Origin of the sequence: Klebsiella sp. 54 (assembly GCF_018223875.1) — a bacterium.
Taxonomy (GTDB): domain Bacteria; phylum Pseudomonadota; class Gammaproteobacteria; order Enterobacterales; family Enterobacteriaceae; genus Klebsiella; species Klebsiella quasipneumoniae.
Genome location: NZ_JAGRRA010000002.1, coordinates 276,946 through 296,528, shown reverse-complemented (window position 1 = coordinate 296,528; position 19,583 = coordinate 276,946). Strand labels below are relative to the sequence as shown.

The 19,583-nt window shown below is 55.2% G+C and carries 19 protein-coding genes, 1 tRNA gene and 1 pseudogene; 10 read left to right on the top strand and 11 right to left on the bottom strand.

Annotated elements, in window-relative coordinates; translation table 11 throughout:
• Nucleotides 1–12: 12 nt before the first annotated feature.
• The 5 genes from cadA to KHQ24_RS03110 form a co-directional block, all read right to left on the bottom strand.
• Complete coding sequence (gene cadA / locus KHQ24_RS03130) at nt 13–2,160, bottom strand: lysine decarboxylase CadA (RefSeq protein ID WP_002892486.1); 2,148 nt, start codon at nt 2,158–2,160, stop codon at nt 13–15.
• A gap of 82 nt (nt 2,161–2,242) precedes the next feature.
• Nucleotides 2,243–3,577, bottom strand: a complete 1,335-nt coding sequence (gene cadB / locus KHQ24_RS03125; RefSeq protein WP_004202389.1) for a cadaverine/lysine antiporter — start codon at nt 3,575–3,577, stop codon at nt 2,243–2,245.
• Nucleotides 3,578–3,942: 365 nt separating this feature from the next.
• Nucleotides 3,943–5,511: a lysine decarboxylation/transport transcriptional activator CadC gene (gene cadC, locus KHQ24_RS03120; protein ID WP_017898812.1), complete on the bottom strand. Its 1,569-nt coding sequence runs from the start codon at nt 5,509–5,511 to the stop codon at nt 3,943–3,945.
• Between the two features lie 289 nt (nt 5,512–5,800).
• Nucleotides 5,801–6,073: a DUF1471 domain-containing protein gene (locus KHQ24_RS03115; protein WP_004202387.1), complete on the bottom strand. Its 273-nt coding sequence runs from the start codon at nt 6,071–6,073 to the stop codon at nt 5,801–5,803.
• A 100-nt stretch (nt 6,074–6,173) separates the two neighbouring features.
• Nucleotides 6,174–7,094, bottom strand: coding sequence for a Kdo(2)-lipid IV(A) acyltransferase (locus tag KHQ24_RS03110; RefSeq protein ID WP_017898813.1), 921 nt, complete (start codon nt 7,092–7,094; stop codon nt 6,174–6,176).
• A gap of 508 nt (nt 7,095–7,602) precedes the next feature.
• On the opposite strand from KHQ24_RS03110, the gene KHQ24_RS03105 reads away from it, so the two are divergent.
• Nucleotides 7,603–8,469, top strand: coding sequence for a GNAT family N-acetyltransferase (locus tag KHQ24_RS03105; RefSeq protein WP_004202384.1), 867 nt, complete (start codon nt 7,603–7,605; stop codon nt 8,467–8,469).
• Between the two features lie 72 nt (nt 8,470–8,541).
• Here KHQ24_RS03105 and KHQ24_RS03100 read toward each other — a convergent pair whose 3' ends face one another.
• The 4 genes from KHQ24_RS03100 to KHQ24_RS03085 all read right to left on the bottom strand — a co-directional run bounded on the left by KHQ24_RS03100 (nt 8,542) and on the right by KHQ24_RS03085 (nt 11,489).
• Nucleotides 8,542–9,846 (bottom strand): citrate synthase, encoded by a 1,305-nt coding sequence (locus KHQ24_RS03100; RefSeq protein ID WP_049004659.1) that lies wholly within the window; start codon nt 9,844–9,846, stop codon nt 8,542–8,544.
• A gap of 45 nt (nt 9,847–9,891) precedes the next feature.
• Nucleotides 9,892–10,032, bottom strand: a complete 141-nt coding sequence (locus KHQ24_RS03095) for a hypothetical protein (protein WP_032446989.1) — start codon at nt 10,030–10,032, stop codon at nt 9,892–9,894.
• A gap of 368 nt (nt 10,033–10,400) precedes the next feature.
• Nucleotides 10,401–10,802, bottom strand: coding sequence for a hydroxyisourate hydrolase (gene uraH / locus KHQ24_RS03090; protein WP_002892366.1), 402 nt, complete (start codon nt 10,800–10,802; stop codon nt 10,401–10,403).
• Between the two features lie 393 nt (nt 10,803–11,195).
• Nucleotides 11,196–11,489, bottom strand: coding sequence for a hypothetical protein (locus KHQ24_RS03085; protein ID WP_004202381.1), 294 nt, complete (start codon nt 11,487–11,489; stop codon nt 11,196–11,198).
• Between the two features lie 298 nt (nt 11,490–11,787).
• On the opposite strand from KHQ24_RS03085, the pseudogene KHQ24_RS03080 reads away from it, so the two are divergent.
• Nucleotides 11,788–11,925, top strand: a pseudogene (locus KHQ24_RS03080) (integrase); the annotation flags it as partial.
• Nucleotides 11,926–11,940: 15 nt separating this feature from the next.
• Here the strand turns inward: KHQ24_RS03080 and KHQ24_RS03075 are convergent.
• A tRNA-Arg gene (locus KHQ24_RS03075) sits at nt 11,941–12,017 on the bottom strand.
• Between the two features lie 339 nt (nt 12,018–12,356).
• Between KHQ24_RS03075 and folD the strand changes: the two genes are divergently transcribed.
• Together folD and ybcJ are read left to right on the top strand one after the other, a co-directional pair.
• Nucleotides 12,357–13,223, top strand: coding sequence for a bifunctional methylenetetrahydrofolate dehydrogenase/methenyltetrahydrofolate cyclohydrolase FolD (folD, locus tag KHQ24_RS03070; protein WP_004143017.1), 867 nt, complete (start codon nt 12,357–12,359; stop codon nt 13,221–13,223).
• A gap of 1 nt (nt 13,224) precedes the next feature.
• Nucleotides 13,225–13,437 (top strand): ribosome-associated protein YbcJ, encoded by a 213-nt coding sequence (ybcJ, locus tag KHQ24_RS03065; protein WP_004143016.1) that lies wholly within the window; start codon nt 13,225–13,227, stop codon nt 13,435–13,437.
• 44 nt (nt 13,438–13,481) lie between these two features.
• Here the strand turns inward: ybcJ and cysS are convergent, their stop codons facing one another.
• Nucleotides 13,482–14,867 (bottom strand): cysteine--tRNA ligase, encoded by a 1,386-nt coding sequence (gene cysS / locus KHQ24_RS03060; RefSeq protein ID WP_004204706.1) that lies wholly within the window; start codon nt 14,865–14,867, stop codon nt 13,482–13,484.
• A gap of 175 nt (nt 14,868–15,042) precedes the next feature.
• Between cysS and ppiB the strand changes: the two genes are divergently transcribed.
• The 6 genes from ppiB to mnmH all read left to right on the top strand — a co-directional run bounded on the left by ppiB (nt 15,043) and on the right by mnmH (nt 19,567).
• Entirely contained in the window at nt 15,043–15,537 is a 495-nt protein-coding gene (ppiB, locus tag KHQ24_RS03055; protein WP_004151319.1) for a peptidylprolyl isomerase B, read from the top strand.
• A gap of 3 nt (nt 15,538–15,540) precedes the next feature.
• Entirely contained in the window at nt 15,541–16,263 is a 723-nt protein-coding gene (lpxH, locus tag KHQ24_RS03050; protein ID WP_094333902.1) for a UDP-2,3-diacylglucosamine diphosphatase, read from the top strand.
• A gap of 107 nt (nt 16,264–16,370) precedes the next feature.
• The gene (locus KHQ24_RS03045; protein WP_004204709.1) at nt 16,371–16,709 is read left to right on the top strand and encodes a hypothetical protein; all 339 of its coding nucleotides are present in this window, start codon (nt 16,371–16,373) and stop codon (nt 16,707–16,709) included.
• A gap of 96 nt (nt 16,710–16,805) precedes the next feature.
• Entirely contained in the window at nt 16,806–17,315 is a 510-nt protein-coding gene (purE, locus tag KHQ24_RS03040) for a 5-(carboxyamino)imidazole ribonucleotide mutase (RefSeq protein ID WP_004204711.1), read from the top strand.
• A complete protein-coding gene (purK, locus tag KHQ24_RS03035; RefSeq protein WP_211777117.1) occupies nt 17,312–18,379 on the top strand; it encodes a 5-(carboxyamino)imidazole ribonucleotide synthase in 1,068 nt (355 codons plus the stop codon). The genes purE and purK overlap by 4 nt, the downstream gene beginning before the upstream one ends.
• A gap of 111 nt (nt 18,380–18,490) precedes the next feature.
• Nucleotides 18,491–19,567, top strand: coding sequence for a tRNA 2-selenouridine(34) synthase MnmH (mnmH, locus tag KHQ24_RS03030; RefSeq protein WP_064188059.1), 1,077 nt, complete (start codon nt 18,491–18,493; stop codon nt 19,565–19,567).
• Nucleotides 19,568–19,583: the final 16 nt, after the last annotated feature.

The window sequence follows — 19,583 nt, the reverse complement described above, 5'->3', positions numbered from 1 at the left end:
GGTGTGCGTCTATTACTTGTTATTCTCTTCTTTCAGCACTTTAACGGTGTAACGACCATCCGCCTGACGATAGGCGCCGTGGATATCGGTTTCGAAGCCCGGGTAGTGGGCGCCGATTTCGCACAGCATCTGCAGGAACTCCAGCACCGGACGGCTCTCTTCGGTGATCATTTCACCCGGCATCACCAGCGGCACTCCCGGAGGATACGGCAGGATCATGTTGGCGTTGACGCGGCCGACCATCTCTTCGAGGTACACTTCTTCCGTCTGACCGTGCAGCTCTTTCTGGAACGCTGCATACGGGGTCATCACCATCGATGGCAGCACTTCGAAGGCGCGGAACATCAGATCCGGCAGGTTGTGGTGCTCAATCAGTTTGTGAATGTTCTGCGCCAGGTCCTGAATACGCATGTTCTCATAGAATTCAGGATCTTCACGGTACAGCGACGGCAGCATGTTTTTCACCCGCAGGTTCAGGTCGAACGCGCGTTTGAAGTCGGTCAGCGCACGCAGCAGGCTCAGCGCTTTGGTTTTGTCGATACCGATGCTGAACAGGAACAGCAGGTTGTACGGACCGGTTTTCTCCACCACGATGCCGTGTTCGTCGAGATATTTCGCCACGATGCTTGCCGGAATACCGAAGTCATCCATGGTGCCGTCTTTCTTCATCCCCGGAGTCAGCAGCGTGACTTTGATCGGGTCGAGGTACATGTGTTCGTTATCGATGTTTTTGAAACCGTGCCATGCGCTGTCGGAGCGCAGCGGCCAGCATTCAGGGCCGTCGATATGTTCCGGCTGCCATACGTCGAAGAACCAGCCGTCAGACTCGCCTTTCAGACGTTTGATCTCTTTACGGAACTTGATGGAACGTTCGATAGAGCCGTCGATCAGGCGCTTACCGGCGTTGCCTTTCATCATCGCTGCCGCGGTTTCGGTGGACGCCACGATCCCGTAGTGCGGAGAGGTGGTGGTGTGCATCATGTAGGCTTCGTTAAAGGTCTCTTCGTTAACGTCGCCTTTCACGTGGATCATCGACGCCTGAGAGAACGCCGCCAGCAGTTTGTGCGTGGACTGGGTTTCGTAAATCACTTTCCCTTCGACGCGGCCGCCGCTCATCCCGCATTTGCCTTCATAGATCGGCGAGAAGTTGGTGTAAGGCACCCACGCGGAGTCAAAGTGGATGGATTTCACATCCAGGGTTTTCTTGATGAAGTCAGTGTTGTACAGCAGACCATCGTAAGTCGAGTTGGTGATCACCGCGTGTACCGGCCAGGTCGCGTTCGGCGTCTCTTTCACACGCTTGGCGATAGTCGCGTGCTGGAATTCGCTCTGCGGGATACCGCCGAGGATGCCGTAGGCGTTACGGGTCGGACGGAAGTAGATCGGCGTAATGTCGCTCATCATCATCAGGTGAGTCAGCGATTTGTGGCAGTTACGGTCAATCAACACGGTGCTGCCGGCCGGCGCGGAGTACATACCGACGATTTTGTTGGCGGTAGAGGTGCCGTTGGTGACCATATAGCTGCGTTCAGCGTTGAATACGCGAGCGATATACTCTTCCGCTTCTTTGTGCGGGCCGCTGTGGTCCAGCAGGGAACCCAGTTCAGAAACCGAAATCGAGATATCGGATTTCATGGTGTTGGAGCCAAAGAAATCGTAGAAGATGCTGCCTACCGGGCTTTTCTGGAAGGCGGTACCGCCCATGTGGCCCGGGGTACAGAAGGTGTATTTGCCTTCACGCACATATTTGAACAGCGCTTTGGTCAGCGGCGGCAGAATGGTGTCGATATATTCGTCAGTGTTCTGTTTGATTTTGTTCGCGATATCTTCCGCAGCGCCCAGCGCATATTCGAAGAAGCGAACCTGCATGCGCAGATCGTTCAGGCTAACGTCCAGCGTGGAGTAGGTGTTAGCGAACGCATACAGCGGCATGTACTCGTTCATTTTGCTGATTTCTTCGCACAGCTCGAGATTGTATTTATCCCAGTCGAAGATCACGCCGCACAGACGAGAGTTGTTTTCGATCAGTTTTAATAAGTCGTCACGGTCGTTCGGGTAGACAATGCGGAAGTCCAGGCGTTCGAGAGCACGATGCAGTTCACGGATGGGTTCTTCTTTGAAGTAAACCCCCATGTGATTCATGATTGCAATAACGTTCATAGTCAAATCTCCAGATGTAGAAAGCCCCTCCCGTCGCGCTATGACAGGTGATGGAAGGAGCCTCAGGAAAAAGGGTTACTGATTAGTGCGCGTTAGCGGGGCTGTTGCTATCCGATGTGTTGTTCTGGCGCTGGTGCATTTTGCGACCGTAGAACATCAGGATAATCAGGCTAACGATAAAGGTGCCGGCCAGTTCGAAGGAGCTTGCGCCCATCAGCGCGATGAAGCAGAACACGCAACCCAGTACCGAACAAATCAGGCTGACAAAGTTACGGATGTTGATGCCTTCAAAACGAATCAGGTCAACACAGGAGTAGAAGTAAGGCAGCATGGTCAGCAGTACCGCGATACCAGTCAGTTCGCCGAACAGGTCAGAGGCTTTACCACCGGCGGAGTTCATCAGGGTAATCAGTACCATCAGCGCGGTCATTTTCACCGCGGCCAGCAGCAGGCCTTTTTTCGGGATACCGTTGCTATCAACTTCGCCATACACTTTCGGGAAGTTACCGTCGTTGGCGGCGCGGACACCTGCCTGGCCAACCAGCATCATCCACGAGCCCAGAGAAGTCAGGCAGGCAAAGGCGGTGAAAGCGGATACCATCGGCGCAGCCCAGCCGCCGAGGATGGTGGAGGCGCTAATCGCGAACGGCGCACCCGACGCGGCCATCTGAGAAGCAGGATACATACCGGCGATAACCTGAGTCGCGGCGATATAGACGATACCGGCCATCGCAGTACCCAGCATGGTAGCCAGCGGTACGGTACGTTTCGGGTTTTTCACCATCCCGGTACTCACGGCGGCGGATTCTACGCCAACGAAGGCCCACAGGCAGAGCAGGATACTTTTAATGACCGCGTGGCTATCGGTGGTGCTGGAGGTGTTCCAGTTCGCCTGATAGGTAGCGACATCAAACCAGTGCCAGCCGACGACCGCGGTCATCACCACTGGAATAAGCACCAGCACCAGACCAATGGTGGTCAGACGGCTGACCCAGGTCCCGCCGAGCATATTAACGAAAGTAAAGATCCACACGATGGCAATACAGGCAATCCCTGCTGGCACCGGGTTATTTAAAATGGGGAAGAACGTAGACAGATAAGAAACCGCGGTAATCCCGATAGCCAGGTTACCAATCCAGTTTGCATGATAATAAAGCACACCGGTCTGGAAACCGAATGCCGGAGATATTTCTCCTGCGTAAGCAATTGGGCCACCCTGCTGCGGGTTTTTAGTGGCCAGTCGGGCATAAACATAAGCCAGAGACATCGCACCAATAATTGAAATTACCCAGCCCCAAATGGCAATACCACCGATGCTGGCCAGGTTCGCAGGTAATAATGCAATACCGCTCCCCATCATATTACCGGCGACGACACCGGTACAGGCAAATAGCCCGATCTTCTTGGCAGAACTCATGGTTGTTTTTCTCCTAAGTTTATTTGGGAGGTACAGATCATGATACAGAACCATTAATTGACCCGACCAACTGCCAACAAGATTACTGATTTGTACGAGATAAGTCCTAAAGATAAAGTGAAATAACAACAAACATCAGACAAATGATATTTTGACCTTTTTCGCTTAACATATAAACATGACAACAGGGTGTCAGAAAAAGATAAACATTATTGTTTTACATGCACTTAAACCAGATGCGGCGTGTTGCCGAACTGTTATTTAAAGCCTCCTGAATGCTAAATACAAATAACAACAAGAGGCTTCATGAGAAACATAAATTTAACCTCATTATGCCCAAAACCTTGCACACGATGAGGGTTTACTTATTCTGAAGAGAGGAAATTATCGAGATACGGAACCACCCGGTTGACCGACGTCTGGAAAACCCCGTTTTCAATCCAGTACAATGTGTCTCCCCCGGGGCGTAAATTAAACGCCGTAATGTAAGAATCTGCTGCCAGCCGGTTCTCACCTTTCATCTCATAGACTTTGCCTAACAGCACATAATTCAGCCACGACATCTCTAAATCGATCGCACTGTTAATAGCGGTATTCGCTTCATCGACTTTGCCCTTCCCCAGCAAATCCACCGCTTTTATTTGATAATAAATCGCCATGTCTTTAATACCTGGCATCTCCCCTACCCGCTCAACTTCGCTATAGAGGGCTGCCAGCTGTTTATCATCCAGCGGCTGTTGCGAATGGCGTAATACATCCACCAGCGTCTTTTCGGCATACGCATAAATAAAATCAGGTGCCCGTTTAATCACATCATCCAGCAGGCTGCTGGCCTTACTTAATGAGTCAACATCGCCCTTCATTAACAGCTGATGCGACTGGTAGAAATAGGTTAACGCCACGCTTTGCGACGGCTGATACTGCCTGAGCATCGCCTGCATCCGCGCCGGCCACGGCTGCGTCAGGGCATCCGACAGGCTGTTCATCAGATCGTTCTGGATGGTGAGCTGGTTGTCATTGGTCACAAAGTAGCGCTTATCGAGCATCGTCGAGCTGTCGGCATTATCCACCAACTGGACCGACATAAAGCACTGCTGCGCCCGGTAGTGGCGCTGATTGACGAACTCAATGGTTAGCGTTTTACCGGAACTGCTCGGCTCATTGATGTTGTAGTCCGTTTTGTCATGCACCATAAAGGTCGAGAAGGTGTTCAGCGAGGTGGTGATCAGGCTGGCCAGGCCGACCGCGTAGGAGTGCTGCGACGACCAGTTGGTACAGGAGTTACCATTCACCAGGTGGATATCGATATCGCGCGGATTAAGCAACAGGCGCGCCTTGTTGACCGGCGGCCGCGATTCCATGCTCGACAGCGCCACCAGCGCCACGCAGGTGCCCAGCGCCAACAGGAACAGTCCCCACACCAGGGCGGTGGTGAGCCGTTTACGCACTGACGGCGCGCTGGCCACTGTCGGAGCGGGAGCTGGCACGGCGGGATCGGCGGCGGAGACGGGCGCATCGGGCGGCGCACCGGCAGCCGGCGGCGCGGTCGCGGCGACCGAAGGCGAAGGCGTCAGCGCCTCCATCTGTGGGGCGAGTTCCTCCCCTTCTTCGGTGCACCAGATCACCGGCACCGTGAGCTTATACCCCCGTTTGGGTACCGTCGCGATGTACTCAAGGCTAACGTCGTCGCCGTCTTTGAGCGACTTGCGCAGTTCAGAAATACTCTGCGTGACGACGTGGCTGGTCACAACGTTCCGGGTCCAGACGTTTTCGATAAGCTCGTCCCGACTAAGCACTTCCCCCGGATGGCGAGCGAAAAAGACCAGAAGGTCGATTAAACGCGGTTCAAGGGTAAGCTGGCGCCCCTTCCTGCTGATTTGGTTTACAGAGGGGGTTACCAGCCATTCACCGACGCGAACAACAGGTTGTAGCATACAAGAAAGCCCCAGACAAAAAGGGAAAGGCGCGATGATAACACATTTGTCCTACCTATTTTTGCCAGGGGTCACTCCCTCAGGCATTAGGTTGGAATTCGCCTTTTAGCGACAATAAAAAGCAATATTTCATTAACATCGTGATCATCAAATTCATATATAGCGATAAAAAACGTTTTCGCTTCCGCTTAGCCGGCGGAACGTGGGCAGCGGAAAAAAATAAGCCCGGAGGCGTAATGCGCTCCAGGCTCAGTCAGTGGCGTGCCGTTATGGCACGCGGAAGAATCGATTATTTATACACTTCCGCTGTGGCTTCAAAGTTAGGACCATGCTCACGCGCAGCAGTAATCACGTAGTACTTTCCGCCTTTCTCATCGGCCAGCTTAGAGAGCTGATCGTGCAGATCGGAAGGTGAAGAGAACTGCCCACCTGACGGCCCCACCGAGATCGGTCCGACCTTGGTCAGTTTGAAGTGTTTAGCTTCTTCTTTGGTGATCAACTGCGCGGCGGACGCGCCAAATGCAACGGCGGAAAGGGCTAACGCGACTATCACTTTTTTCATCCTGCAATCTCCTTGGAATGGGCCTTAGATCAGGCTCTTTCAGTATAGACGGCGATTTAATAAGCGTGCTACCGGTGCGCTGATTTTTTGGCCGCAGCGTTCAGTAACGCGGCGGCACCCCTTCCGGGCGGGTCTTAAAGCGCCGGTGCAGCCACATATATTGTTCAGGCGCCATCAGGATGCACTGTTCGATAATCTGGTTCATCCACGCCGCGGTAACCTCGGCGCTGGCCAGCGGCGGCGTGCGCTCCGGCGTCAGGGAGATCAGCTCATATCCCATACCGTTAGGCTTGCGTCGCGGAACAAACGGCACAATCGTCGCCCCGGACATCTTCGCCAGCATCCAGGTGCCGGTGGTGGTCGCCGCCTGCTCGACAGCAAACAGCGGCGCAAAAACGCTGCTGGCCGGCCCGTAGTCATGATCCGGCGCGTACCAGAGGATCTCTCCCTCTTTCAGCGCCCTGACCATGCCTTTCAGATTTTTTCGATCCAGCATGGTCTTGTTCGAGCGCAAGCGTCCCCAGGTCTGCAGCCAGTCAATCAGCGGGTTATCATTGGGCCGGTAGACGCCGATCCCCGGGGTAAACATGCCATACATTCTCGCCCCCATTTCGAGGGTCAGAAAATGGATACCGATCAGTAAGATGCCCTGCTTTTGTTCCAGAAGTTCGACCACCTCGTTTACGCCGCTGGTCTCGGTCCAGCGCGCCACCCGGTGCGTCGGCCAGAACCAGGCCATGCCGGTCTCCATCAGCCCCATGCCCAGCGATTCAAAGTTTTTCACCAGCAGTGCCTCACGCTCGGCGACGCTCATCGCGGGAAAGCAGAGTTCGAGATTACGTCTGGCAATCCGTGCGCGGCTTTTCATCACCCGCATTGCCAGCCGCCCGAGCGCAGTGCCCAGTCGGTAGATCACCGGATACGGTAATTGCACCAGCAGCCATAAGAGGCCAATTCCCAGCCATAACAGCCAGTAACGCGGGTGCAACAGCGCGCGGGAAAATTTGGGTAAATTTGACATAGTAATCCTGTTAATTCACTCAATAATAGCTGAGCAAAAACCGCGAAATAAAGTAGCGGATCCTGCCGGTTGTATTTTTCCAATTCGTGCGGTAACACTAAGACACAAAGCACGATATTATACGTTGTTCAATCACTAATTTCAGTCTTGCGATTGCGGCTACTCTATTATTAGCCACATCGCGTAAAACTTCCTTTTTTACGCATAAAAAAATAAACCAGACCTCTACAGCGCGACTGGTTGCCCAAAAAACAAACAGCATATTTTCTCATCGCCTGTTGCATTGGCCCCTTGGTTGCTCTGCAGCACGGAGATAACGTGCTGCGCGGCGGGATGTTCAACGTCATTTGTGACGCCTTCATGCGGTTATTTGTGACTCGGGCAAAGGTTAAGCATCGACATTGCGGATCCTTTTCCCAGATATGCTACGTTTACAGCGCTCATTCGACGCAAGTGCCTTTGCCGACGTCGTCGCTTTCAGAAGCCATAGTGAGAAGGAACTATGACAATGAATTATCAATTAGTGAAGCAAGTCAGAGAAAATAACATATTAAGAAAAAGCTTCATTGACCTTGCCGTTAAGACTTTCGACCTGTCTTTTGAAGAGTGGTATCAGCAAGGTTACTGGACTGACGCCTATATCCCCTACGCCTTTGTCGAACGTAATAAAATTATCGCTAACGCCTCGGCCAACATCATCGATCTGCGCTGGCAGGGCGAGCCCCGGCGGTATATTCAGATTGGTACCGTGATGACCGAACCGGACCACCGCAATAAGGGATTAGCCGGCCAGCTTATCCACCATATTCTGCAGGACTGGCAGCAGGAGGCGGACGCCTTCTTTTTATTTGCCAATCCCACCACGGTGGATTTTTACCCCAAATTTGGTTTCACCCGCAGCGAAGAGCATCAATATATTATGCCGGTCGCTCCGCGCGCTGGTGATTTTCGCAAACTGGATATGGACAGCGCTGACGATGTCGCCCTGCTCCGCCATTACTATGAAAAATCCAACCCGTTCTCACCGCTGCGGGTGGAGCACAACTTTGGCCTGCTGATGTTTTATTGCTCAGCCTTTATGAAGCATTTCGTTTACTATTCGGCAAAAAATGAGGCAGTGGTTATCGCCATGCAAAACGGTCCGGTGCTGATCTGCTTTGACCTGTTCTGCGATGCGGGCAAAAGCCTGTCGACGCTGGTCAACGAGCTGGCCGATGACCATGTTTACCAGGCTATCCTCGGCTTTACCCCCAATGAAGACCGGCTCGGCGAGTACGAGAAGATTGAGGGAGAAGATATCCTCTTTGTCTATGACCAGAAGGAAAACTTGTTTAAAGACAGGAAGTTGATGTTTCCTTTACTGGCACATGCCTGACGGCGCCGCGCCGTCAGGCCGATCAGTTATAGGTCACCACAAAGGTCGCGCTGACGTTCGCCTCGCCCGCAGTCACTGCGGGCCCGTTGACCGCTCGCCGCGTCGGGAGACGTAATCCCGATAGCCCTCGCCAACGTAAATCTGCCGTGGCCGGTAGATGGTCAGCGGCGCCTGGTGCATCTCGTTCCAGTGCGCCACCCAGCCGACCGTCCGACCGACCGCGGTGACCACCGCAAACATCGACGAAGGCAGATTCATCGCCTTGAGGATCACCGCGGTATAAAAATCCACGCTCGGCGACAGGCCATTTTCCACAAAGTAGGGATCGGTCAGCGCCACGTCCTCAAGGGCCATCGCCACCTGCAGCAGACGGTCAGACATGCCTACCTCCGCCAGGACCCGATGGCTGGTTTCACGCAGGATATCGGCGCGCGGGTCACGGTGACGGTAGCGTGAGTTGCCAAAACCGAGGCGGCGAAATGCCTGCGGGTCGCGCTTTGCCTGACGCAGAAACGCCGGAACCTGATCGACGCTTTCAATTTCCTCCAGCATCCGCATGCTCGACTCATTGGCGCCGCCGTGCATCGGTCCCCATAATGATGCCAGCCCGGCGGCGACGCAGGCGAATAAGTTCGCTCCGGAGGAGCCCGCCGCGCGCACCGTGGTGGTGGAGGCGCACTGCCCGTGATCGGCATGCAGGACCAGGATCTGGTTCATCGCCTGCTCGATAACCGGATTGAGGACGTACTTTTCGGCCGGGATAGCAAACAGCATCTGCAGGAAATTTCCGGCATAGGAGAGATCGTTGCGCGGATAGGCGGCGGGTTGTTCAATGGTGTACTTGTAGCTCATGGCGGCGATAGTGGGCATTTTCGACAGCAGCCGCGTGGCGGCCAGCGCCCGGTGCTGCGGATTTTCCACGTCCAGAACATCATGATAGAACGCCGCCAGCGCCCCCACCAGAGCACACATCAGCGCCATCGGGTGCGAATCGCGGCGAAAGCCGCTGCACATGCGGGCTATCTGCTCGTGCACCAGGGTATGGCGGGTGATGGTCTCGCGAAACGTTTGATAGCTGGCCTCATCCGGCGCGTCGCCCCGCAGCATGATGTACGCCACCTCGAGAAAATCACACTGGCGAGCCAGCTGATCCACCGGATAGCCGCGGTGCAGCAGCACGCTGTTTTCCGTATCGATCCACGAGATCGCCGACTGGCATCCGGCGGTGTTGGCAAAGCCAGGGTCGTAGCTGCAGAATCCGGAGTGATTCAGCTCGCGTATGTCGACTCCCACATGGCCCCGGGTTCCCGGCACCTGCGGCAGGGTGATGGGCGTCGGTTGCCCGGCAATAGAAAGCGTTAACGGTGTGGTGCTCATCCTGTCAGTTCCCCCAGCAGCTTATCAGCGACCTGAAGTCATTCTTCAGGCGGAAAGACCAACATAACCAATGTGATGCAGCTTATTCATTGATGTCATCACTATAACTCTGACAAAGAGGATATTTTGCTGGCCTTCCCGGGGAAACAGGCCATCTTTCCCCACCCCATCGTCGGATAGCGGCACAAATCGCCAAGGATAAAGGCGATCAGCGCTGTCAAAATTTACGCTGAGTACAGAAAGGATGAAGAGGAGCTACCATGAATTTTGTGCTGTCGATGACGCTTATCTGCATCGCCATCGCCTGGCTGATGATGAGCCTCCTGCCGGTGTAGGCGCAGCGCTTTCCGGCCCGCCAGAGATTTATCCCTGGTATTGACCTTTCCTCACGGTCTGCGTATCTGAGGATTTCCCACCCTGCCAGCGATGTCCGGCGAGGCCATTAACACGTAAAAGAGGAAGAGACCGGGCGTTAGGCGTGGAGGTCGTTGTGCGGGGAAAGGGTGACGCCTGCGGGAGACGCGCAGGCGTTGGCTGGATAGCGGCTTGGGTCATCAGCTGCCGCGGTAGGTAGAGTATCCGTACTGACTGAGCAGCAGCGGGATATGCAGTTTTTGATTTTGCTTTGTGACATTGAAAATAACAGGAATCACCGGGAAGAACGTATTCATGTTTTGGCTTTTAAAATAGTCACCGGTTTTAAACGTCACTTTATAAACCCCCGGCTCCATATTTTCCGCCTGCGGATAGAGCGATTTAATCCGCCCATCGGCATCCGTTTTGCCGGTGGCGATATGCTGCCAGCTCTCCCCTTGCTGCTTATCCAGCTCAATCTGCACCCCCGGCGAAGGGAGCCCGGTTTGCTGATTAAGAATGTGTACGCTGAGCGTGCCCTCTGGCGCCGCCAGCGCGCTGAAGCTGAGAAGGGAAATTACGGAGGCGATAACTAATTTCATAATCGTGACCTTTTGGGCAAGTGAAAGTGCCCTAACTATAGTCAGGGCGGCGGGGAAAAAAATTAAACTTTTTGTTATCAGATTGAGTTGATGGGTACTGTCTCCACACACAACACGCTGAACCGGTTTTGTCGTGAGAAGAGGGAGTGTCTTATGTGTGAGTAACCCCGTGCTCTTCGTAACAGGATATGTGGCACTTAATCCGTCAGAGAGGGGAAAAATATTAGCTGGGGTCAAATATCACAAGGTTAAATAATATATGCCGTGGCCTCTGCCGCCTCTAACAGAACAGTGCTTACTGCAAATGGCCTGCCGTATTCGAAATAATCATTTAATATTATTTAACCTACAATTCCAGTGTAAGTAATCACCTGGTTCAGATAATGATTATTATCATTGATTCTCTTGTCGCCACGCCTTCACCATTTCCTTTGTTACCTCTTTCTTGTAGCAAATAGGTGAGTACCCACCAGCTTTGCTCCAGGCACTGCGGCCACCGCACGAGCTGCCGTTCCGGGCGGTATTGAAGGGACAGGCACAGGTACCGGGATAGGATGCGACAGAGTCATCAATAATTCTTTGCCTGACCTGATCATCGCTTAAGGAATTCGATTTGGCGATGGAAATATCTGATGCAAAGACACACACAACAGCGAATACGGAGATGGCGACGAATTTGATGTTCATTTGGATCTTTCCAGGCAGTGGATGAACATCGAGGGTATGCTTTCAAATAGTGTTCAATATTGATCTTTAACAACTGTACCTCACGCCAGCTTAAAATGCGATACTTAACCCAGTCAGACATAACCTAAAGCTATAATGACTATTAGCCTGTTACCGGCAACATATTTTCACATTCCTGCAGAGCGCTTATTCTGCACTCAGCTATAACCAGCATTAACCATTCTGTTCGATATTGCAGAGCCGTAATGCTGTACTCTCACTGGCCATCGTCCGACAGATACTGGAAGACATTAGAATCATCGAAATGGTCCGTCGCTATGCTCACCTGGCGCCGAACCACCTGACTGAACACGCACGGAAAATTTTGGCCATTTTTGTCGCTAGCGACACAAATACGACACAAGGAGGAAATCCGACTGGGTTAAAACTGACATAACTTATTGTTTTTTAATGGCACGCCCTACAGGATTCGAACCTGTGACCTACGGCTTAGAAGGCCGTTGCTCTATCCAGCTGAGCTAAGGGCGCCCTGAGAAGCGAGTGCTTCGCGGAGTGAAACGCCTGGAATTATACGGTCCACGTCGGTTGAGTCAATCCATTTTGCCAGGAAACTGTGGAGCTTATACGACGCTGGCGAAATATCCTCCACCAACTGTACAAGAAGCGTACCAGCGGGGCTCTTACGCCAGTAAATCGACTGAGTGGCCAGGCGCAACGCACCAATAACCATGTAATAACCAGGGTCAAAACAGGCTAAATTCACCGCAGACAGGATAAAACAGCAAACGAGGACTGACAGCGAGGCCGGCTTCTGACAAAATATCCTCATCCCCCTTTCGTAAAGATACAGATGGAATCCTCTCTCTGATGGCAGCAAAAATTATTGACGGTAAAACGATTGCGCAGCAGGTACGCTCTGAGGTTGCGGAAAAAGTGAAGGCTCGCGTTGCGGCCGGAAAACGCGCCCCTGGGCTGGCCGTCGTGCTGGTCGGCAGCAACCCGGCCTCGCAGATTTATGTCGGCAGCAAGCGCAAAGCATGTGAAGAAGTGGGCTTCGTCTCCCGCTCTTACGATCTCCCGGAAACCACCAGCGAAGCCGAGCTGCTGGAGCTTATCGACACCCTGAATGCCGATAAGACCATCGACGGTATTCTGGTTCAGCTGCCCCTGCCTGCAGGGATAGATAACGTCAAAGTTCTTGAGCGCATCGCGCCGGATAAAGACGTTGACGGCTTCCATCCTTACAACGTTGGCCGCCTGTGCCAGCGGGCGCCGCGCCTGCGTCCGTGCACCCCACGCGGTATCGTGACGCTGCTGGAACGCTACAATATCGACACCTACGGCCTGAATGCGGTGGTCATTGGCGCCTCCAATATCGTTGGCCGCCCAATGAGCATGGAGCTGCTGCTGGCCGGCTGCACCACCACCGTCACCCACCGCTTTACCAAAAACCTGCGCCATCATGTCGAAAACGCCGACCTGCTGATCGTCGCGGTGGGTAAACCGGGCTTTATTCCTGGCGAATGGATCAAAGAAGGGGCGATTGTGGTCGATGTCGGCATTAACCGTCTGGAAAGCGGCAAAGTGGTCGGCGACGTGGTGTATGAAGATGCCGCTGAACGCGCGTCCTACATCACCCCGGTTCCCGGCGGCGTTGGCCCGATGACCGTCGCCACTCTGATTCAGAACACGCTGCAGGCGTGCGAAGAGTACCACGACGTTGAGGAGGCCTGAGATGGCGACATTTTCCTTAGGAAAACACCCGCACGTTGAGCTGTGCGATCTGCTGAAACTCGAAGGCTGGAGCGAAAGCGGCGCCCAGGCGAAGATCGCCATCGCCGACGGGCTGGTAAAAGTCGACGGCGCGGTGGAAACTCGCAAACGCTGCAAAATCGTCGCCGGTCAGACAGTGAGCTTTGAAGGCCAGAGCGTCACCGTCACGGCCTGACAGCGAAAAGGAAAACGCCCGCTTAAGCGGGCGTTTTTTATGGCTTACTTCCGGCGCCAGGTGGTGCCCTGCGGGCCATCTTCCAGCACGATACCCATCTCGTTAAGACGATCGCGCGCCGCATCCGCCGCCGCCCAGTCTTTCGCTTTACGCGCGTCCAGACGCTGCTGGATAAGCGATTCAATTTCCGCCACTTCCGCGTCGTCAGCCTGCGCGCCGCTCTGCAGGAAGGCGTCCGGCTCCTGCTCCAGCAGCCCCAGCACCGACGCAAGCTTACGCAGGTGGGCCGCCATGGCGTTCGCCGCGGCCGCGTCCTCGGTTTTCAGACGGTTCACTTCGCGAGCCATATCGAACAGCACCGAGTAGGCTTCCGGGGTGTTGAAGTCATCGTCCATCGCCTCGATAAAGCGTGCTTCGAAGGCTTCGCCGCCCGCCGCATCGACGGATTTGTCGGTACCGCGCAGCGCAGTATACAGACGCTCCAGCGCCGAACGCGCCTGCTTGAGGTTCTCTTCGCTATAGTTCAGCTGGCTGCGATAGTGGCCGGACATCAGGAAGTAGCGAATGGTCTCGGCATCGTAATACTTCAGCACGTCGCGGACGGTAAAAAAGTTGCCCAGCGATTTCGACATCTTCTCGCGGTCGACCATCACCATGCCGGAGTGCATCCAGTAGTTAACGTACTCGCCGTCATGGGCGCAGGTGGACTGAGCGATTTCGTTTTCGTGATGCGGGAACATCAGATCGGAACCGCCGCCGTGAATGTCAAAATGGTTGCCCAGCTGTTTGCAGTTCATCGCCGAGCACTCGATATGCCATCCCGGACGGCCTGCGCCCCACGGCGACGGCCAGCTTGGCTCGCCCTCTTTCGACATCTTCCACAGGACGAAGTCCATCGGATTACGCTTGACGTCAACCACGTCGACGCGCGCCCCAGCCTGCAGCTGATCGAGATCCTGACGCGACAGCAAACCGTAGTTCGGGTCTGTCGGCACATCGAACATTACGTCGCCGTTATCCGCCACATAGGCATGGCCTTTGGCGATCAGTTGCTCGGTAATCTCAATGATCTCCGCAATATGATGCGTCGCGCGCGGCTCGCTGTCGGGACGCAAAATATTCAGGGCGTCAAAATCCTTGTGCATTTCGGCGATCATCCGATCGACCAGCGCGACAAAGCTTTCGCCGTTTTCATTAGCGCGCTTAATGATTTTGTCGTCGATATCGGTGATATTGCGCACGTACTTCAGCTTATAGCCGAGAAAACGCAGATAACGCGCCACAACGTCAAAAGAGACGAAGGTACGCCCATGGCCGATGTGACAGAGATCGTAAACGGTAATACCACACACGTACATGCCGACTTCCCCGGCATGGATAGGTTTAAATTCCTCTTTCTGGCGCGTCAGTGTATTAAAAATTTTTAACATCGAAGATTCCGTGTAGACGTGTGTGGGTAATGAAGCCTCTATAATACCCATAATTCAGACAGGACGCAGCACACATTGCAAGGTGCATCGACCCCCGCGGTTATGCTATAACACCCCCCTATATCTCACCCGACACCGGGTGCTGGCACCACACTCATCGGAACAGGATGCAAAAATGGTTACTTTCCACACCAATCATGGCGATATCGTAATCAAAACGTTTGACGACAAAGCGCCGGAAACAGTTAAAAACTTCCTGGACTACTGCCGCGAAGGTTTCTACGACAACACCATTTTCCACCGTGTTATCAACGGCTTCATGATTCAGGGCGGCGGTTTTGAACCTGGCATGAAACAAAAAGCGACCAAATCTCCGATTCAGAACGAAGCAAACAACGGTCTGAAAAACACCCGCGGCACGCTGGCGATGGCCCGTACTCAGGCGCCGCACTCTGCCACCGCGCAGTTCTTCATCAACGTGGTTGACAACGACTTCCTGAACTTCTCCGGCGAAAGCCTGCAGGGCTGGGGCTACTGCGTCTTCGCGGAAGTGGTTGAAGGCATGGACGTGGTTGACAAAATCAAAGCGGTTGCCACCGGCCGCAGCGGCATGCACCAGGATGTGCCGAAAGACGATGTGATCATCAAAAGCGTCACCGTCAGCGAGTAATTCGTGGCGACACTTTTTATTGCAGATTTGCACCTGCAAACAGAAGAACCGGCGATCACCGCCGGTTTTCTGCGTTTTTTACAGGGGGAAGCCCGTCAGGCGGACGCCCTGTATATCCTTGGCGATCTGTTTGAGGCGTGGATCGGCGATGACGATCCCAACCCGTTGCATCAGCAAATCGCTACGGCAATCAAAGCCGTCGTCAACGCCGGCGTGCCCTGCTACTTCATTCACGGCAACCGCGATTTTCTCGTCGGCCAGCGCTTCGCCCGTCAGAGCGGGATGATCCTGCTCGCCGAAGAAGAGCGACTGGACCTCTATGGCCGTGACGTCTTGATTATGCATGGCGACACGCTGTGCACCGATGACCAAGGCTATCTGGCGTTTCGCGCGAAAGTCCACACCCCGTGGATCCAGCGTCTGTTCCTGGCTCTGCCGCTGTTTGTCCGCCGCCGCATCGCCGCCCGCATGCGCGCCGACAGCAAAGCCGCCAACAGCAGCAAATCAATGGAAATTATGGATGTGAATCCACAGGCGGTGGTTAACGCCATGGAGCGGCATCACGTGCAGTGGCTGATCCACGGCCATACCCATCGCCCGGCGGTCCATGACCTGCAGGCCAACGGCCAGCCCGCATGGCGCGTGGTACTCGGCGCCTGGCACAGCGAAGGTTCGATGGTGAAGGTGACGCCGGACGACGTCGAACTGATCCATTTCCCGTTCTAATTCCTGCGCGAGCACAATTCTGAAATCCCCTCTTGCCTGGACGGAGGTATGCTCCTGCCGGCATTGCGCATGCTAGTCTTCCACAACATCACTCTCAAGGAACGAGCATGAGCAGGAAAAAGTGGAGCCAGCCGCTGATCTGGGGAATGATCATCACGATCCTCAATCCGTTAGGGATAAGTTATATCGCCTTAATCGGCGTCGCTCTCGGCAACACGCTGACGTTTGTCTGGTGTGCGATGCTGGCGTGGGCTATTTATTTCTATGCCATTTATTTGCTCTGTACTCGCCCTCACGAGAGCCGACTGGTACAAATCTATTTACTGATGATGGGTACCCTGATGCTCCCCTGGGGGTTAGTACTGCTTATCACTTGTTGCATGAATGAGATCAAGGCCAATAAGCCGCGATCGTCGTCATCGCAGAGCGAGACAAAAGACGGCTAACCATGCACACGCAACCGTTTTCCTTGCCGGCAGTTCATGCTATTCTCTGTGGCCTCTAAAGCAGTGTGAAACACACCCACAGGAGTTTTAAGACGCATGTCTTCCCGCAATAATTCGGCGCGTATCGCCATCGTGATGGGGTCCAAAAGCGACTGGGCTACCATGCAATTTACCGCAGAAATTCTTGATGCCCTGAACGTTCCGTACCATGTCGAAGTGGTCTCCGCCCATCGCACGCCCGATAAGCTGTTCAGCTTCGCTGAAAGCGCCGAAAGCAATGGCTATCAGGTGATTATTGCTGGGGCAGGCGGCGCGGCGCATCTGCCGGGCATGATTGCGGCGAAAACCCTGGTGCCAGTGCTCGGCGTACCGGTTCAGAGCGCAGCCTTAAGCGGTGTCGACAGCCTTTACTCCATTGTTCAGATGCCGCGCGGTATTCCGGTCGGCACACTGGCCATCGGCAAAGCCGGCGCCGCGAACGCCGGTCTGCTTGCCGCGCAGATCCTCGCCCAGCATGATGCTGAACTCCACCAGCGCCTGAGCGCCTGGCGCCAGGCGCAAACCGATGAAGTGCTGGATAACCCGGACCCGCGGGGTGCGGCATGAAACAGGTATGCGTACTCGGCAACGGCCAGTTAGGCCGCATGCTGCGCCAGGCCGGCGAGCCGCTGGGTATCGCCGTCTGGCCGGTGGGGCTGGAAGCCGATCCGGAAGCGGTGCCATTCCAGCAGAGCGTCATCACGGCAGAAATTGAACGCTGGCCGGAAACCGCCCTCACCCGCGAGCTGGCCCGCCACCCGGCGTTCGTCAACCGCGACGTCTTCCCGATTATCGCCGATCGCCTGACGCAAAAGCAGCTGTTTGACAAGCTTGGTCTCGCCACTGCCCCGTGGCAGCTGCTGGCGGATAAAAGCGAGTGGCCGACGGTGTTTGCCCGCCTTGGCGAACTGGCGATCGTTAAGCGTCGCGTTGGCGGTTACGACGGCCGCGGCCAGTGGCGTCTGCGGGAAAACGAGATCGATCAGCTACCGGCCGATAACTACGGCGAGTGCATCGTCGAGCAGGGGATTAACTTCTCCGGCGAAGTGTCGCTGGTGGGTGCCCGCGCCCATGACGGCAGCACCGTCTTCTACCCGCTGACCCGCAACCTGCATCAGGACGGTATTCTGCGCGCCAGCGTCGCCTTCCCACAGGCCAATGTCCGCCAGCAGGAGCAAGCGGAAAGCATGCTGACGGCGATCATGAACGAGCTGAACTACGTCGGCGTGATGGCGATGGAGTGCTTCGTCACTGCCGAGGGACTGCTGATCAACGAGCTGGCGCCGCGCGTGCACAACAGCGGCCACTGGACGCAAAATGGCGCCTCCATCAGCCAGTTTGAGCTGCATCTGCGAGCGATTACCGGCCTGCCGCTGCCGCCGCCAGTGGTTAACAGCCCGTCGGTAATGATCAACCTGATCGGCACCGATCTCAATTACGACTGGCTGAAGCTGCCGCTGGTCCACCTGCACTGGTACGATAAAGAGGTGCGCCCGGGTCGTAAAGTCGGCCACCTGAACCTGACCGACAGCGATACTGACCGTCTGAGCGCGACGCTGGAAGCGATCAAGCCGCTGCTGCCAGCGGAGTACACCAGCGGTCTGTTCTGGGCGCAATCGCAGCTCAGCTAAACTCTTCGTGCCGGGGATTTGATCTATCCCCTTCCCCGGCACACCTTGAGGCGCGTACAATCCCCCCCTTGCTGTAAAGCCCATTTCTGTTTTGACTTCAGAGGATACCCCATGACCAATGGGACGGATTATCGCGCCATTCTCGCCAGCGATACGCCACTGATTGACGTACGCGCCCCGGTGGAGTTTAGCCAAAGCGCGATGCCGGCGGCGATCAACCTGCCGCTGATGAATGATGAAGAACGCGCCGCGGTCGGCACCTGCTATAAGCGCCAGGGGCCGGAAGCGGCGCTGGCGCTCGGCCATAAGCTGGTTCAGGGCGATCTGCGCGCCAGCCGGATCCGGTCATGGCTGGAAGCATGCGCCCGTTACCCGCACGGTTACCTGTGCTGCGCCCGCGGCGGCCAGCGCTCGCATATTGTCCAGCAGTGGCTGAAAGAAGCTGGCGTGGATTACCCCCTGATCGTCGGCGGCTATAAAGCGCTGCGCCAGGCGGCGATCCAGGCTACCGACGCGCTGGTACAGCGGCCGATCGTGCTGATTGGCGGCTGCACCGGCAACGGCAAAACCCAGCTGGTTTGCTCGCGACCGGACGGTATCGATTTGGAGGGCCATGCCCACCACCGCGGCTCTTCGTTTGGCCGCACGCTACAGCCGCAGCATCCGCAAGCCACCTTTGAAAACCACCTGGCGGTCAGCCTGCTCAAAAAAGCCGAACAGCAGACGCGCTGGGTGCTGGAAGATGAAGGCCATATGATCGGCGCCAACCATCTGCCGGAGTGCCTGCGCATCCGCATGGCGCAATCGCCGCTGGCGGTGGTGGAAGATCCGTTTGACGTTCGCCTCGAACGTCTGCGCGAGGAGTATTTCGATCGCATGTATCGCGACTTTATCGCCGCGTATGGCGAAGAGAAAGGCTGGCAGGCATACGGCGAGTATCTGCATCACGGCCTGTTTGCCATCCGCCGTCGCCTGGGGCTGCAGCGTTTTGCCCAGCTCACTGAACGCCTCGATGAGGCGCTGGCGCAGCAGCAGCGCACCGCCAGCACCGAGGCGCACTTCGCCTGGCTGGTGCCGCTACTGGAAGAATACTACGACCCGATGTATCGCTATCAGTTGGGGAAAAAAGCCGGGAAGATTATTTTTCGCGGCAGCTGGCAGGAGGTCGCCGCCTGGCTGGAGAAGTAATCGCATGCTCGATTGT